Source organism: Delftia sp. 60, assembly GCF_002754395.1.
Lineage (GTDB): Bacteria > Pseudomonadota > Gammaproteobacteria > Burkholderiales > Burkholderiaceae_C > Comamonas > Comamonas acidovorans.
The window spans coordinates 2,505,392-2,520,779 of record NZ_PEFD01000001.1 but is presented as its reverse complement, the minus strand read 5'-3'; the positions used below and the strand labels follow the sequence as shown (position 1 = coordinate 2,520,779).

Here is a 15,388-nt window from a genome sequence, read left to right as displayed (position 1 = left end):
TGCCCCTCATTTTTCAGCTTCAGCCGCTTACAGCGCCTGCACCAGTTCCGGCACGGCCTGGAACAGGTCGGCCTCCAGGCCGTAGTCGGCCACCGAGAAGATCGGTGCCTCGGGGTCCTTGTTGATCGCCACGATCACCTTGGAGTCCTTCATGCCGGCCAAATGCTGGATGGCGCCCGAGATGCCCAGGGCGATGTACAGCTGCGGCGCGACGATCTTGCCGGTCTGGCCGACCTGCAGGTCATTGGGCGCATAGCCTGCATCCACCGCGGCGCGCGAAGCACCGATGGCGGCACCCAGCTTGTCGGCCAGGGGTGTGATGACTTCCTGGAACTTCTCGCTGCTGCCCAGCGCGCGACCACCGGAGACGATGATCTTGGCAGCCGTCAGTTCCGGGCGGTCGTTCTTGGTGACCTCGCGGCCCACAAAGCTGCTCTTGCCGTTGTCGCCAGCGGCGGCCAGCTGCTCCACCTGGGCGCTGCCGCCTGTGGTGGCCGCTGCGTCAAAGCCCGTGCCGCGCACGGTGATGACCTTGATCTTGTCGCTGCTTTGCACCGTGGCAATGGCGTTGCCTGCGTAGATGGGGCGCTCGAAGGTGTCGGCGCTGTCCACCTTGGTGATGTCGCTGATCTGGGCCACGTCCAGCTTGGCGGCCACGCGCGGCGCGGCGTTCTTGCCGCTGGCGGTGGCGGGGAACAGGATGTGGCTGTAGTTCGAAGCAATCGCCAGCACTTGCGCCGCAATGTTCTCGGCCAGGCCGTCCTTCAGGCTGGCGCCGTCGGCGTGGATGACCTTGGACACGCCAGCGATCTGGGCCGCGGCCTGCGCAGCGGCGCCGGCATTCTCGCCCGCCACCAGCACATGCACGTCGCCGCCGCAGGCCAGGGCCGCAGTGACGGTGTTGAGCGTGGCGCTCTTGATGGAAGCGTTGTCGTGTTCTGCAATAACGAGGGATGTCATGTCTGCGAATTCCTTTAGATGACCTTGGCTTCGTTCTTGAGCTTGCTGACCAGGGTCGCCACATCGGGCACCTTCACGCCAGCGCCGCGCTTGGCGGGCTCGGCCACCTTGAGCGTCTTCAGGCGCGGGGCCACATCGACGCCCAGCTCTTCAGGCTTGACGGTGTCCAGCTGCTTTTTCTTGGCCTTCATGATGTTGGGCAGCGTGACGTAGCGCGGCTCGTTCAGGCGCAGGTCGGTGGTGATGACGGCCGGCAGGCTCAGGGCCAGGGTTTCCAGGCCGCCGTCCACTTCGCGGGTCACGTTGACCTTGTCGCCAGCGACTTCGACCTTGGAGGCGAAGGTGGCTTGCGGCAGGTCGGCCAGGGCCGCCAGCATCTGGCCGGTCTGGTTGGCATCGTCGTCGATGGCCTGCTTGCCCAGGATGATCAGGCCGGGCTGTTCCTTGTCCACCAGGGCCTTGAGCAGCTTGGCGACGGCCAGGGGCTGCAGCTCCTCGGTGGTCTCCACCAGGATGCCGCGGTCGGCACCGATGGCCATGGCCGTGCGCAGGGTTTCCTGGCACTGGGCCACGCCGCAGGAGACGGCGATGACTTCGGTGGCCACGCCCTTTTCCTTGAGGCGAACGGCTTCTTCGACGGCGATTTCGTCAAAGGGGTTCATGCTCATCTTGACGTTGGCGATGTCCACGCCCGTGCCGTCCGACTTCACGCGGACCTTCACGTTGTAGTCCACCACGCGCTTGACCGGGACCAAAACCTTCATTGCAGCGGCTCCTGATTGATTGATAGATTGACGTTTACGTAAACCGAAATCATTGTATGCGGCGCTGCAGCAGCTGCGGCAGGTTTCCCTGACGACCGAGGGCCGCATGCGCGCTCACAAAAAAGAACGATCGTGCCATTTTAAGCACGACCATTGAGATTTCCTGCGGGGGAACAGCCTGAACTCAGGGTATGCACCTAGGAATAATCCTAGCTGCTTTTCTCTGCTGCCTGAGCCACCACGCCCCCGCGTTCGGTGATCTGTACCACCTGCTTGGGAACTGGCAGGCTCACGCCCGCGGCACGCAGGCCGCGCAGCACGGCGAGGTTCACCTCGGAGCGCACATTGCCCTGGCCATTTTGCGGGTCGTTGATGTAGTAGCTGAGACTGAACTGCAGCCCCTGCTCGACGAAGTCGACCAGGGCCACCGAAGGCGCCGGCGTCTTGAGCACGCGCGGCTGGGCGGCTGCGGCATCGAGCAGGATGCCGCGCACCTGCTCCACATCGCTGTCCATGCCCACGACGATGTTGGTGGACAGGCCGAACTTGACGTCGAATCCGGTGAGATTCTCCACACGCTGGGTGATCAGCGTCTCGTTGGGCACGATGGATTCGCGGCCGTTGAGCGCGCGGATGATGGTGTAGCGCGTGCGGATGTCGGTGATGCGGCCCTCGAAGCCATCCACGCGCACGTTGTCGCCGATGCGCAGCGCGCGCTCGATCAGCACCAGAAAGCCGCTCACATAGTTGGAGGCGATCTTCTGCATGCCGAAACCCAGGCCCACGCCGATGGCGCCGCCCATGACGGACAGCGCCGTCAGGTCCACGCCCACCATGGACAGCGACACCAGCAGGCCCACCAGGATCAGCACGCTGCGCGTGATGTTCATGGCCACCTTGCGCATGGACAGGTCGCTGACCCACTGGTTGATGACCTTCTGCTCGAACAGCGTTGCCACCCACAGCACGGCCACCATCATCAGGCCCGCCGACAGCGTGCCCTCGATCAGGTTGAGCAGGCTGACCGGCGTCTTGCCGATGTTGAACTGCAGGGCCTCCAGCTCCTCCATGACCTGCGGCAGCAGGCCGATGCTGTGCAGCACGGCCGCGCCCCAGGCCAGCCAGGAGAAGATGCGCTCGATCAGGCGCACCACGGTGGAGTGGGGGAAGGTCCGGCTGAGCACCCGCGCCACGAAGCGGATCACCGACAGGGACACCAGCAGCGACACGGCCACGCGCAGCCAGAACACCGTGGAAAACCGCGCCAGGATCTCCTGGCTGGTGAAGACCAGCACCAGCGCCAGCAGCGGGAACAGGGCGCCATCGAGCGCATGGCGGCCTATCCATACGGACGGCTTTCCATCGTTCAGATGGCCGTAGCGCGCATGCAGGCCGCGCATGGCGCCGTAGGCCAGCAGCAGGCAGGCAATGAGCACGGAGAACTCCAGCCAGGCGCTGGAGCTTTGGAAGTCGTTGATGAGCTTGTCGAAGATGTCCATGGGTCAGGGCCGTTCCGCCGCAAGGGCGCAGGCCGCCATCATCGCGCAGATCCAGGACAGGCCGACCGGACCGGGACCTACATGCAGGTCGGTCAGTGGCCCGTCTTCCAGGCTGGTTCGCGCTTGGCGGCGAAGGCCTGGGCGCCCTCCTGGGCGTCGGCATCCATCATGTTGGCGGCCATGGTCTGGCCGGCCAATTGGTAGGCCGCCTCGATGCCCATCTCGCGCTGCCGGTAGACCAGGGCCTTGCCCATGGCCACGGCCGCACGGGGCTTGCTGACGATGGACTGCACGAAGTGCTCCACTGCATCGTCCAGCGCCTCCTCGGCCACCACGCGGTTGACCAGGCCCTGCTCCAGCGCCTGCTGGGCGTCGATGAAGTCGCCCGTGAGCAGCATCTCCATGGCCTGCTTGGCCGGCACGTTGCGCACCAGCGGCACGCTGGGGGTGGCGCAGAACAGGCCATAGTGGATGCCGCTGGTGGCAAAGCGTGCCGCCTGCGCAGCAACGGCCAGATCGCACTGGGCCACGAGCTGGCAGCCTGCCGCCGTGGCAATGCCGTGCACGCGCGCGATCACGGGAACGGGCAGCCGGTGGATGGACAGCATCATGCGGCTGCACTGGGCGAACAGCTTCTGGTAGTAGTCCAGCTGCGGATGGGCCGCCATGTCCTTGAGGTTGTGTCCCGCGCAAAAGGCCTTGCCGGCCGCAGCCAGCACGACCACGCGCACGGACTCGTCGCGCGCCACGTCGTCCAGCGCATGCTGCAGTTGCGTGAGCATCTGCTCTCCCAGGGCATTGAAGCGCTGCGGGTCGTTGAGCGTGAGCCGCACGACGCCGCGCGCATCACGCTGCACGTCGAGCAGGGGGCTGGCTTCAGGAGGATGGGTGCTCGCGTTCATGGTGTTCCAGATCCGGTTCAGAGGTCGGCCAGCACGCGCACGTGCGCTTCCACGCTGCGCGCAAGCGGCCCCATCACATAGCCGCCTTCCAGGCAGGAGACGATGCGCCCCTTGGAAAAGCGCCGCGCGATGTCCTTGATGCGCGAGGTGATCCAGGTGAAGTCCTGCTCGGTCATGCCCAGCTGGCCCATGTCGTCCTCGCGGTGGGCGTCGAAGCCGGCGCTGATGAAGATCAGCTCGGGCTTGAAGGCCTCCAGGCGCGGGATCCACATCATCTCGACGATCTCGCGGATGTCCATGCCCTTGGTATAGGCGGCCACCGGCACGTTGACCATGTTGGCGGCCGGGTGCTGGTCGCCGCTGAAGGGATAGAAGGGGTGCTGGAAGATGCCGCACATGAGCACGCGGTCGTCGCCGGAGAGGATGTCCTCCGTGCCGTTGCCGTGGTGCACGTCGAAATCGATCACGGCCACGCGCTTGAGGTGGTGGCGGCTGAGCGCGTACTTCACGCCCACGGCCACGTTGTTGAAGAAGCAAAAGCCCATGGCCTGGTGGCGCGTGGCGTGGTGGCCCGGCGGGCGCACGGCGCAGAAGGCGTTCTCCAGTTCGCCGGCCATCACCGCATCGGTGGCCGCCAGCGCGGCGCCGGCCGCATGCAGGGCGGCCGAGAAGGTATGGCTGTTGATGGAGGTGTCGGTGTCGATCTGGGAGTACTCGGGGCCGCCGGCCTGCTGCTCCTCGACCAGGCGCTGGGTCAGGCCCTGCAGCGCGGCCACATGCATGCGGTCATGGGCCAGTTCGATGTCGGCCAGCGAGGCCTGGGGGGCCTCGTGCCGCTCCAGCGCATCGGCCACGCCGGTCACCAGCAGCCGGTCCTCGATGGCGTCGAGCCGGGCCGGGCATTCCGGGTGCCCCGGCCCCATTTCATGCCGCCAGCACTCCCTATGGGTGAAATAACCCGTCTTGCCCACAGTGATGTCTCCGCGATGTTTTTTTTAGGATAACGTCGCGCCATGCAAGCAACACACAAGATCAAGGCGCTTCTGGATCAGCTTAACACGGTGGTTGTAGGGAAACCGGCTCAGGTCCGCGACAGTGTGGCCTGCCTGCTGGCCGGGGGACACCTGCTGCTGGAAGACGTTCCCGGCGTGGGCAAGACCACGCTGGCGCATGCGCTGGCACACAGCTTCGGGCTGCAGTTCTCGCGCGTGCAGTTCACGGCCGACCTCATGCCCAGCGACCTCACCGGCGTGTCCATCTACGAGCGCGCCAGCGAGACCTTTGTCTTCCACCCGGGCCCCGTTTTCGCCCAGGTGCTGCTGGCCGACGAGATCAACCGCGCCAGCCCCAAGACGCAGAGCGCCCTGCTCGAAGCCATGGAGGAGCGGCAGGTCTCGGCCGAGGGCCGCACGCACCGCCTGCCCGAACCCTTCTTCGTGATCGCCACCCAGAACCCGCAGGAACAGCTGGGCACCTTCCCGCTGCCCGAAAGCCAGCTGGACCGCTTTCTGATGCGCATCAGCCTGGGCTATCCCGACCGCGCGGCCGAGCGATCCCTGCTGTCCGGCAATGGCCGGCGCGCCCAGGCCGACGCGCTGGCACCGCTGCTGACCACGCAGGAGCTGCAGGATCTGCAGGCTGCCGTGCTGCAGATGCATGCCAGCGATGCCCTGCTCGACTATGTGCAGGACCTGCTGGAAGCCACGCGCTCGGGCCAGTGGTTCGTGCAGGGCCTGTCGCCTCGCGCGGGCATTGCGCTGCTGCGCGCGGCCCGGGCCGTGGCCCTGATGGAAGGGCGCGACTATGTGGCGCCCGACGATGTGCAGGCCATCCTGCCGCAGACGGCGGCCCACCGCCTGGTGCCCATAGGCTCCTCCGGCCGGGGCGCCGTGGAGCAGGTGCGCGCCATGCTGGACGCCGTGGCGCTGCGCTGATGCCGGCCGCTCCCGCGTCTTCGCCCGGCGCCCCCCAGCCGGGGGCATCGCTGCGCCAGCGCTGGTCTCCGGCGCGGCGCGTGCGCCAGTGGTGGCATGCCCGCCTGCCCCGCACGGACAGCCTGAAGCTGACCCAGCGCAATGTCTACATCATGCCGTCGCGTGCAGGCTGGGCCCTGGCGCTGACGTTGTGCGTGCTGCTGGTGGCAGCCATCAACTTCCAGCTCAATCTGGGTTATCTGCTGACGTTCCTGCTGGCCGGCAGCGCGGCAGCGGGCATGGTGGTCGGCCACGGCAATCTGCGCGGCCTGGCGCTGCACCTGCTGCCGCCGGCCGGCAGCTTTGCCGGCCAGCCCTGCCGCTTCGACGTGGTGCTGCACAACACGCGCCGCAGCACGCGTTGGGGCATAGGCCTTGCCGTGCAGGGCGATGCAGCGGCCACCGACTGGACCTGGATCGATGTCCCGGCACAGGGCAGCACCACGGCGCAACTGGCTTTCACGCCACTGCGCCGGGGCCTGCAATCGCTGCCCACGATCACGGCGGCCACACGCTACCCGCTGGGCACCTTCCGCGTCTGGGCGCTGTGGCGCGCGCAGACCCAGGCCTGGATCTACCCGGCGCCCGAACACAATCCCCCGCCCCTGCCTGCGGCCAGTGCCGATGCCGGCGGACGCAGCGCGGCCTCCACGCGCCACGGCGACGAGTTCGATGGTGTGCGTGCCTACCGGCGCGGTGATGCGCTCAAGCTGGTGGTCTGGAAAAAGGCTGCCCAGGCCTTTGCCACGGGCAGTGACCAGCTGGTGAGCCGCGACCGCCCGCTGTCCCAGCAGCACCGCCTGTGGCTGGACGCCAAGGCCACCGGCCTGGCCGACCCCGAGGCCCGCCTCAGCCGCCTGACCGCCTGGGTGCTGGTCGCGCGCCAGCAGGACCTGACCTGGGGCCTGCGCCTGCCCGACGGCCGCGAGATCGCCCCCGACCAGGGCGCGGCCCACGCCACGCTCTGCCTGGAAGCCCTGGCGGCCTGCCCATGAATCGCACGTCCATGCCCTCCTCCTTCCAAGCCATTGCGCAGCCCGCGGCCCCCTGGCGCCAGCGCCTGGCCGCCCTGCCGCGCGATGCGCGCGACACCCTGTTCCTGCTGGCCGTGGTCGCCTGGGTGCTGATGCCCCAGGCCGCCCACACGCCCTGGTGGACCATGGTCTTCGTGGCCAGCCTGCTGCTGTGGCGCGGCCTGCTGGCCTGGCGCGGCCAGCCCCTGCCCGGCCGCTGGGTGCTGGGTGGATTGCTGCTGCTGGCCGTGGGCGCCACCTGGGTCTCGCATGGCACCTTTATCGGGCGCGATGCGGGCGTGACCCTGATCGTGCTGCTGCTGGCGCTCAAGACGCTGGAGCTGCGCGCCCGGCGCGATGCCATGGTGGTGTTCTTCCTGGGCTTCTTCGCGCTGCTGGCCAACTTCTTCTACTCGCAGTCCCTGCTGCTGGCCCTGGCCATGGTGCTGGGCCTGCTGGGCCTGCTCACGGCCCTGGTCAATGCCCACATGACCGCCGGCCGCCCGCCGCTGACGCAGGCGCTGCGCACGGCAGCCCTGCTGGCGCTGTGGGGTACGCCGGTGATGGTGGCGCTGTTCCTGTTCTTCCCGCGCATGGCGCCGCTGTGGGGTGTGCCCAGCAACGACCTGGCCGGCCGCAGCGGCCTGTCGGAAAACATGCGCGTGGGCTCCATGGCCTCGCTGGTGCTGGACGAAAACGTGGCCCTGCGCCTGCGCTTCGATACGCCCGATGGTGCTCCTCCGCCTGCCAACACCCTGTATTTCCGGGGGCCCGTTCTGTCGCGCTTTGACGGGCAGGAATGGCAGATGGACACGGAGGCCGTACTGGAGGACGCGCAGTTGCGCGTCTCCGGCGAGGGCGTGAGCTATCAGATGACCATCGAGCCCAGCCGCCGTCCCTGGCTGCCCCTGCTGGACGCCGCGGCCAGGGCTCCCGAGCTGCCCCCGGGCATGGGCAGCGCCCGCATGACGCCCCAGCTGCAATGGCTGGCCTGGCGCCCCATCACCGACGTGGTGCGCATCAGCGCCCAAAGCCATGTGCAGTTCAGTTACGGGCCGCTGCAGCCCACCCGCGCCCTGCGCCGCTACACCCAGCTGCCCGAAGGCAGCAACCCGCGCACGCTGGCGCTGGCCCGCCAGATGCGCGCCGACCCGCAACTGGCCGACACCCCGCCCCGCGCCTGGGTACAGGCCGCGCTGGCGCGCCTGCGCACGGGCGGCTACACCTACACACTGGAGCCCGGCGTGGTGGACAGCGTGCACACGGCCGATGATTTCTGGTTCGACAGCAAAGAGGGATTCTGCGAGCACATCGCCTCGGCCTTCGCCGTGCTGATGCGCGGCATGGGCGTGCCTGCCCGCATCGTCACCGGCTACCAGGGCGGCGAGCGCAACCCTGTCGATGGCTACTGGACCGTGCGCAACGCCGACGCCCACGCCTGGACCGAGGTCTGGCTGGAGGACGAGGGCTGGGTGCGCATCGACCCCACCGGCGCCGTGGCCCCGTCGCGCGTGGGCGAGTTCCAGCGCCTGCGCGCGCCCCAGGGTGCCATTGCGGGCGCCGTGGGCAACTTCGTGGGTGTGGGCATGCTGCAGCAGATGCGCGCCGTGTGGGAGGCCGTCAACAACGGCTGGAACCAGTGGGTGCTCAACTACACGCAAAGCCGCCAGCTGGACCTGCTCAAGAACCTGGGCGTGCAGTCGCCATCGTGGGTGGACATGCTGCGCCTGCTGGGCGCGCTGGCCGGCGTGGCCGCTCTGGCCTGGCTGGCCTGGATGGCCCGCGCCCAGCGCAGCAGCCGCGATGAATGGCTGCGCCTGATGGACAGGACCCGCGCCCGGCTACGGCGCATTGGACTGCAGGCCGACGCCAGCCTGCCCCCGCGCGCGCTGGCAGCCCAGGTCATGGACCGCTGGGGCCAGGACGACGCCACGGCCGCCAAGGCCCTGCACGACTGGCTTTTGGACATGGAGCGCCAGCGCTACGCACGCGCCCCCCAATCCGCACCCAAATCCGCACCCGATACCCCCGGCCTGCCCGCCCTGCGACGCCAATGGCGGGCGCTGGGCTGGCCACGCACTCCACAGCCACGGCCACAAGCCGCCGCTGCCGGCCCCACGACAAGCACACCATGACCAAGCAACGACTGATCCCCTCCGCCCTGCTGCTGCTCGCGGCCGCCGCCCTGCCCTGCGGCGCGCTGGCCAGCAAGCCGGCGCCCGCCCAGACCGGCGCAGCCAAGACTGCCGCCAAGTCCACGGCCAAACCTTCCACGAAAAAGCGCACGGCCGCTGCTGCCGCCGCCACGGCGGCAGGCGGCGCCGCCGTGGCCAGGACCGTGCAGGGCAGCACCCCCTACGGAGAACGGCCTGATGCCATGCAGATGGCCGCCGACATTGCGATGCGCCACGACCTGCCGGTGGACTGGGTGCGCGACACCATCGCCCAGGCGCGCTTTCTGCCCCAGGTTCCCCGCCTGATGACGCCGGCTGCCCAGGGCACGGCCAAGAACTGGGGCATCTACCGCAGCCGCTTTGTCGAGCCCGTGCGCATACGCGCCGGAACACGCTTTTGGCAGGCCAATGCCGCCGCGCTGGCGCGTGCCGAAAAGCAGTACGGCGTGCCGGCCGAAATCATCGTCGGCATCATCGGCGTGGAGACCATCTACGGCCAGCAGATGGGCAATTTCCGCGTGATCGACGCCCTGGCCACGCTGAGCTTCGACTTCCCCGCAGCCCACCCCGCGCGCAGGCACGCACCGAGTACTTCCGCGGCGAGCTGGAGCAGTTCCTGCGCTTCACGCACCGCGCTGCAACGGACCCGTTCTCGCTGCGCGGCAGCTATGCGGGCGCCATGGGCATGGGCCAGTTCATGCCCAGCAGCTGGGTGAAGTGGGCGGTGGACTTCGACGGCGACGACCGCATCGACCTGTTCGGCAGCGCGGCCGACGCCATCGGCTCGGTGGCCAACTACTTTGTCGCGCATGGCTGGAAAAGCGGCATGCCCACCCACTACCCTGTGATCATGCAGGCCCAGGGCGCCGACCTGGCCGCCCTGCTGGCGCCCGACATCCTGCCCCAGTTCACGGCCGACGAGATGGCTGCGCGCGGCGTACAGCTGCCGGGCAGCGGCGCGGCGCATCAAGGGCCGCTGGCCCTGGTCAAGCTGGAAAACGGCGCGCAGGGCCAGCCGCTGTACATCGCGGGCACGGAGAACTTCTATGCCATCACGCGCTACAACTGGTCCAGCTACTACGCGCTGTCCGTGATCGAACTGGGCCAGGAAGTCGCTGCGGCCATGGGCCGCTGATCCGGGCCATCCAAACCGTCGAGGCGGTCAGGGCCGGCGCATGCGGCACATCGCAGGCTGCTCGGCATGCGCCGCCTCGATCTCTCGCACCACACGGAAGCCGTAGCCCGAGCCCTCCACATCGAAGGGCACGCCGGGCGCGCCCTGCCTGTCCATGACGCCGACCACCAGCGCCTGCTGGAACTGGTGGTCGGCCGCGCGCATGCGGCCCTTGCGCCCGGCCAGCGCCACCTCGGCGCCTTCCAGCGCCTGCGCCACGGCCACCGTGTCGGTGCTGCCCGCACGCGCCATGGACTGGGCCAGGGCCTCGATCATCAGTTGCATGCGCATGTGCACATAGTCATCGGCAGGCCTGGGAAAGCGCTCGCGGAATGCCTTGTAGAAGGCCTGGCTGTCGGGCCCCGGCACGTTGGGCAGCCAGTCGGCCACGGCCAGCACCTTGCCCACGCCGGCCTCGCCTAAAGCGGCGGGTGCACCCAGCGCATTGCCGTAGAAGGTGTAGAAGCGGCCGTCAAAACCCGCCTCCCGCGCGGCCTTGACCAGCAGCATCAGATCGTTGCCCCAGTTGCCCGTGATCACGGCCTGGGCGCCGCTGGCCTTGATCTTGGCGGCATAGGGCGCAAAGTCCTTGACGCGGCCCACGGGGTGCAGCTCGTCGCCCACGATGGCCACATCGGGCCGCTGCGCGGCCAGCTGGCGCCGTGCCTCGCGCAGCACGGCCTGGCCAAAGCTGTAGTCCTGCCCGATCAGGTAGGCGCTGCGCACGGCCGCGTCCTCGCGCAGCACCTGCATCAGCGCGGCCATGCGCATGTCGGCATGGGCGTCGAAGCGAAAGTGCCAGAAGCTGCAGCGCTCGTTGGTGAGCGCAGGATCGACGGCCGAGTAGTTCAGGTACAGCACGCGCCGGGCCGGATCGCGCTCGTTGTGCTTGGCAATGGCATCGACCAGCACGGCCGCCACGGCCGAAGAATTGCCCTGCATGACCACGCGCGCACCGCCGTCGATGGCTGCGCGCAGCGCGGACAGCGCCTCCTCGTTCTGGCCCTTGCTGTCATGGCGTTCGATGGCCAGGGGCCGGGCGCCGCCCTGCGCGGCCGGCAGTGGCACACCGCCGCGCGCATTCACGCGCTCGGTGGCCCACAGCAGGTTGCGGAACACGGCCTCGCCCGTGTTGGCAAAGGGGCCGGACAGGCTTTCGATCAGCGCCAGCCGTATGGGCTCGCCAAGCGGCGGGGGCACGGGCTGTCCGCGTCCGTTTGCGGCCAGGGCCGCCAGCGCGGGCGCCGCAAATAGCGCCATGGCACCGCTTTTCAAGACCTTGCGGCGCAATTTATTCATGGCTTTTTCCCTCTTGAAATGCGTTCAACGCCGCTCAACTACGCTCCATGCGGCGACAACTTCGATGAAGCCGCGCAGTTTATAGGAGCCACTTCACCATGATCTTCTCGCCTGTTCTCCGCCGCAACGCCTTCAACCCCCAAGCCGCCGATCTGGCCCTGCAGCGCTTCCTGCAAGGCACCCTGGGCAACGCCGCCCCCTCGCCCTCGTCGGTGCAGGTGCAGCGCGATGAAAAGGCCACGACGCTGCAGCTGGACGTGCCCGGCCTGTCCCGCGAGCAGCTGCAGCTGAGCATCGAAGGCGCCGTGGTCCGTCTGTCCAGCGTCGAGGGTGCGCCCCGCCAGGTGCAGCGCGCCTGGGAGCTGGACCATGAGATCGACACTGCCGCCAGCAGCGCAAAGCTGGAAAACGGCGTGCTCACGCTGTCCCTGGCCCGCCTGGAGCCGCAGAGCAAGGCCACCACGCTGAGCATCCAGTAAATCCGGTCAGCGAGTTTGTGCACCCGGGCTGTCAACCAATCCTTTCTTCCCTCCTCTTAGCAAGGTGACAGCCCGTTTTCAAAGCCCGGCACATGCCGGGCTTTTTTTGTGCGCAGGCTGCGCATCACAGGTGCCCCGCCGCACAGCGCGGCGATGGGGAAGGCAGAGGCGGCCGAGGAATCAGGCCAGCGAATCGAGCGGCCAGCGCGGCTTGACGTCGAAGGCGTAGTGCCTGTTGGCCACTTCCCGGCCCGCCTGCAGGCGCATGGCGGCGGCCATGGCGATCATGGCGCCGTTGTCGGTGCACAGGTGCAGCTCGGGGTAGTGCACGCGCAGCTTGCGCTTGGCGCAGGCCGCATCCAGTTGCGAGCGCAGCAGCCGGTTGGCACCCACGCCGCCTGCCACGACCACGCGCTTCATGCCGGTCTGCTGCAGCGCGGCCAGGGTCTTCTTGACCAGCACCTCGACGATGGCCGCCTGCGTGCTGGCGGCCAGGTCGGCCTTGCGAGCCTCAAGGTCTTCGCCCAGCTTCTTCGCCTGGGTCAGCACGGCCGTCTTCAGGCCGGCGAAGGAGAAGTCCAGGTCGCCCGAATGCAGCAGCGGCCGGGGCAGCTTGAAGGCCTGGGCATCGCCGCCTTCGGCCAGGCGCGAGAGCACGGGACCGCCCGGATAGGGCAGGCCCATGAGCTTGGCCGATTTGTCGAAGGCCTCGCCGGCCGCGTCATCGATGGTCTCGCCCAGGATGGCGTAGCTGCCCACGCCGTCCACGCGCATCAGCTGCGTGTGGCCGCCCGAGACCAGCAGGGCCACGAAGGGGAACTCGGGGGATCGGCACTCAGGAAAGGCGACAGCAGATGGCCTTCCAGGTGGTGCACGCCCAGCACGGGCTTGTTCAATGCCGCAGCCATGGCGCAGGCCACGCCCGCGCCCACCAGCAGCGCGCCGGCCAGGCCGGGGCCGCGCGTGAAGGCGATCACATCGACCTGGTCCAGCGAGCGGCCGGACTCGCCCAGCACGTTTTCGGTCAGCGGCAGCACGCGGCGGATGTGGTCGCGGCTGGCCAGCTCGGGCACCACGCCGCCGTAGGCGCGGTGCATGTCGATCTGGCTGTGCAGCGCATGGGACAGCAGCGTGGGCACGCCCGTGCCATCGGGGGCCTCGACCAGGGCCACGCCGGTTTCATCGCAGGAGGATTCGATCCCCAGAATCAGCAAACTCATGGGGCTGAAGTGTAGAACCTGCGGGCGCGGCGCACGGCCACAGGCATCAATGGCCCCTGGCAGGCGGGCAGTTGCACGGCCGGCGCTCCGCTACAGGTTGTCTATGTAGGAAGAGCGCGAGAACCGCACGGGCTCGAAGCCGTCGGAGGTCCAGATTTCGCTGGCGATCAGTGCCTGGGCATCCATGGGGCGGGCGAAGTAAAAGCCCTGCAGCTCGTCGCAGCCCAGCGCCTGCAGCACTTCGCGCTGCTGCTGGTTGGTCACGCCTTCGGCCACCACGCGCAGCTCCAGCGCATGGGCCAGGCGCACGATGGCATCGACCACCGCCCGCGCATCGCTCTTGAGGGCCACGTCGCGCACAAAGCTGCGGTCGATCTTCACCTCGTCGGCGCACAGCTGGCGCAGCAGGGCCAGGCTGGAGTAGCCGGTGCCGAAGTCGTCGATGGAGATCTGCACGCCCATGCCCGTGAGTTCGGCAATCACGGCCATGGTGGTCTTGTCGTCCTCCATGGCCACGGACTCGGTGATCTCGAAGACCAGTTGCTCGGGCCGGATGTGGTGCCTTGCGATCGCCTCGGCGATGAACTGCGCCAGCCTCGTCTGAAAGAGCTGGTAGCCCGAGATATTGATGGACACCCGCATGAAGCGCCGCTCGCGCGCCCATTGCGCGGTCTGGCGGCAGGCCTCGTCGATGACCCAGTCGCCGATCTCGCTGATCAGGCCGAAGCGCTCGGCCAGCGGGATGAACACGCGGGGACTGATCAGGCCGAACTGCGGGTGGTTCCAGCGCGCCAGCGCCTCCACGCTGCGGATGCGGCCCGTGCGGGTATCGATCTTGGGCTGATAGAACAGCACCAGCTGCTGGCTGGCCACGGCGCGGCGCAGGGCCTGCTGCAGGTCGAACTGCGCGGCCACGCCCTGGCGCATGCTTTCCTTGAAGATGGCGTAGGTGTTCCCGCCGGCACGCTTGGCCGTGTACATGGCGGCATCGGCCGCCGCCATGAGCTTTTCCTTCTTGCCATGGTCGGGATAGATGGCCACGCCGATGGAGCTACTGATGGAGACCGCTTTTCCTGGCAGGTCGAACGGCTGGCTCAAGGCCTTCTGCACGCGGCCTGCCATGGCCACGGCGTCGTCCACCGAAGCCAGGCAGCCCAGCAGCAGCACGAACTCGTCGCCACCCACGCGCGCCAGCGTGTCCGATTTGCGCGTCATATGGCCCAGGCGCACGGCCACCTGGCACAGCAGCGCATCACCGGCGGCATGGCCTTCCACATCGTTGATGGGCTTGAATCCATCCAGGTCGATGTACAGCAGGCCCACGCGCACCGGGCCGCAGGGCCCCGGCTGCTCCACCGAGCTGTCGGCGCGCGCAATCGTGCGGCCCAGCCGGTATTCGAACAGCGCCCGGTTGGCCGTACCGGTCAACGGGTCCCGGAAGGCGATGCGCTTGAGCTTCACATTGGCGCGCAGCAATTTCTCATTGCTCTGCTTGAGCGACTGCGTCAGGCGCTGCGCCTTGCAGCGCATGCGGATGTAGAGCACCGAGCACACCAGCAGGAAGGCCACGAACGCACCGGCACCCCACGGGCCGAGGGCATGCCATCCAGCGAACCAGACGCCCTCATCGGCCAATTGCGCCGACGCGACGCCATCCTGGGCAGCCGCAAGCACCTGACCCTGCGCCATGCAGGGCAGCAGAGAAGCCAGCCAGCACGCAAATGCCGGGCCGCGCCAGCGCGCAGGCATCCACCGGGACACCCCATCGGTCATGAACAGCGAATGCATGGGGAAAAACCGATCTTCTCGTGATATTTCAAACTCATGCCGATTCAGCCTCACTGCCGCATTGCGCAGCCCAATGCCGTGGTCTGCGTTGCCATGTGCGCCGGATGAACGGGGCTTTTCTTGAAAAACCGCCCCATTCGCTT

The 15,388-nt window shown here is 68.1% G+C and carries 11 protein-coding genes and 2 pseudogenes; 5 read left to right on the top strand and 8 right to left on the bottom strand.

What is annotated here, in order from left to right; translation table 11 throughout:
• Window positions 1-27 precede the first annotated feature (27 nt).
• From CLV01_RS11380 to CLV01_RS11360, 5 genes are all read right to left on the bottom strand, one after another.
• On the bottom strand, window positions 28-960 hold the full coding sequence (locus CLV01_RS11380; RefSeq protein ID WP_013803459.1) for an electron transfer flavoprotein subunit alpha/FixB family protein: 933 nt from the start codon (window positions 958-960) through the stop codon (window positions 28-30).
• A gap of 14 nt (window positions 961-974) precedes the next feature.
• On the bottom strand, window positions 975-1,724 hold the full coding sequence (locus CLV01_RS11375) for an electron transfer flavoprotein subunit beta/FixA family protein (protein ID WP_012204310.1): 750 nt from the start codon (window positions 1,722-1,724) through the stop codon (window positions 975-977).
• Window positions 1,725-1,933: 209 nt separating this feature from the next.
• Window positions 1,934-3,223 carry a mechanosensitive ion channel family protein gene (locus CLV01_RS11370; RefSeq protein WP_013803461.1) on the bottom strand — a complete coding sequence of 430 codons (1,290 nt, stop codon included), beginning with the start codon at window positions 3,221-3,223 and terminating at the stop codon, window positions 1,934-1,936.
• Window positions 3,224-3,315: 92 nt separating this feature from the next.
• Window positions 3,316-4,125: an enoyl-CoA hydratase gene (locus CLV01_RS11365; RefSeq protein ID WP_099734264.1), complete on the bottom strand. Its 810-nt coding sequence runs from the start codon at window positions 4,123-4,125 to the stop codon at window positions 3,316-3,318.
• Between the two features lie 17 nt (window positions 4,126-4,142).
• The gene (locus CLV01_RS11360; RefSeq protein WP_012204307.1) at window positions 4,143-5,096 is read right to left on the bottom strand and encodes a histone deacetylase family protein; all 954 of its coding nucleotides are present in this window, start codon (window positions 5,094-5,096) and stop codon (window positions 4,143-4,145) included.
• Window positions 5,097-5,138: 42 nt separating this feature from the next.
• Here CLV01_RS11360 and CLV01_RS11355 point away from each other — a divergent pair, with 42 nt between their 5' ends.
• From CLV01_RS11355 to mltB, 4 genes and pseudogenes are all read left to right on the top strand, one after another.
• A complete protein-coding gene (locus CLV01_RS11355) occupies window positions 5,139-6,059 on the top strand; it encodes an AAA family ATPase (protein ID WP_099734265.1) in 921 nt (306 codons plus the stop codon).
• The gene (locus CLV01_RS11350; RefSeq protein WP_099734266.1) at window positions 6,059-7,093 is read left to right on the top strand and encodes a DUF58 domain-containing protein; all 1,035 of its coding nucleotides are present in this window, start codon (window positions 6,059-6,061) and stop codon (window positions 7,091-7,093) included. The genes CLV01_RS11355 and CLV01_RS11350 overlap by 1 nt, the downstream gene beginning before the upstream one ends.
• Entirely contained in the window at window positions 7,090-9,246 is a 2,157-nt protein-coding gene (locus tag CLV01_RS11345; RefSeq protein ID WP_099734267.1) for a transglutaminase family protein, read from the top strand. Before CLV01_RS11350 ends, CLV01_RS11345 begins: the two co-directional genes overlap by 4 nt.
• A pseudogene (gene mltB, locus CLV01_RS11340) lies at window positions 9,243-10,420 on the top strand (lytic murein transglycosylase B). Before CLV01_RS11345 ends, mltB begins: the two are co-directional and overlap by 4 nt.
• A 27-nt stretch (window positions 10,421-10,447) precedes the next feature.
• Here the strand turns inward: mltB and CLV01_RS11335 are convergent.
• A complete protein-coding gene (locus tag CLV01_RS11335; RefSeq protein WP_099734268.1) occupies window positions 10,448-11,758 on the bottom strand; it encodes a branched-chain amino acid ABC transporter substrate-binding protein in 1,311 nt (436 codons plus the stop codon).
• A 98-nt stretch (window positions 11,759-11,856) separates the two neighbouring features.
• Between CLV01_RS11335 and CLV01_RS11330 the strand changes: the two genes are divergently transcribed.
• A complete protein-coding gene (locus CLV01_RS11330; RefSeq protein WP_012204301.1) occupies window positions 11,857-12,237 on the top strand; it encodes an Hsp20/alpha crystallin family protein in 381 nt (126 codons plus the stop codon).
• 180 nt (window positions 12,238-12,417) lie between these two features.
• Here CLV01_RS11330 and tsaD read toward each other — a convergent pair.
• Together tsaD and CLV01_RS11320 are read right to left on the bottom strand one after the other, a co-directional pair.
• A pseudogene (tsaD, locus tag CLV01_RS11325) lies at window positions 12,418-13,457 on the bottom strand (tRNA (adenosine(37)-N6)-threonylcarbamoyltransferase complex transferase subunit TsaD).
• 90 nt (window positions 13,458-13,547) lie between these two features.
• Entirely contained in the window at window positions 13,548-15,245 is a 1,698-nt protein-coding gene (locus CLV01_RS11320) for a putative bifunctional diguanylate cyclase/phosphodiesterase (RefSeq protein ID WP_099734269.1), read from the bottom strand.
• Window positions 15,246-15,388 lie beyond the last annotated feature (143 nt).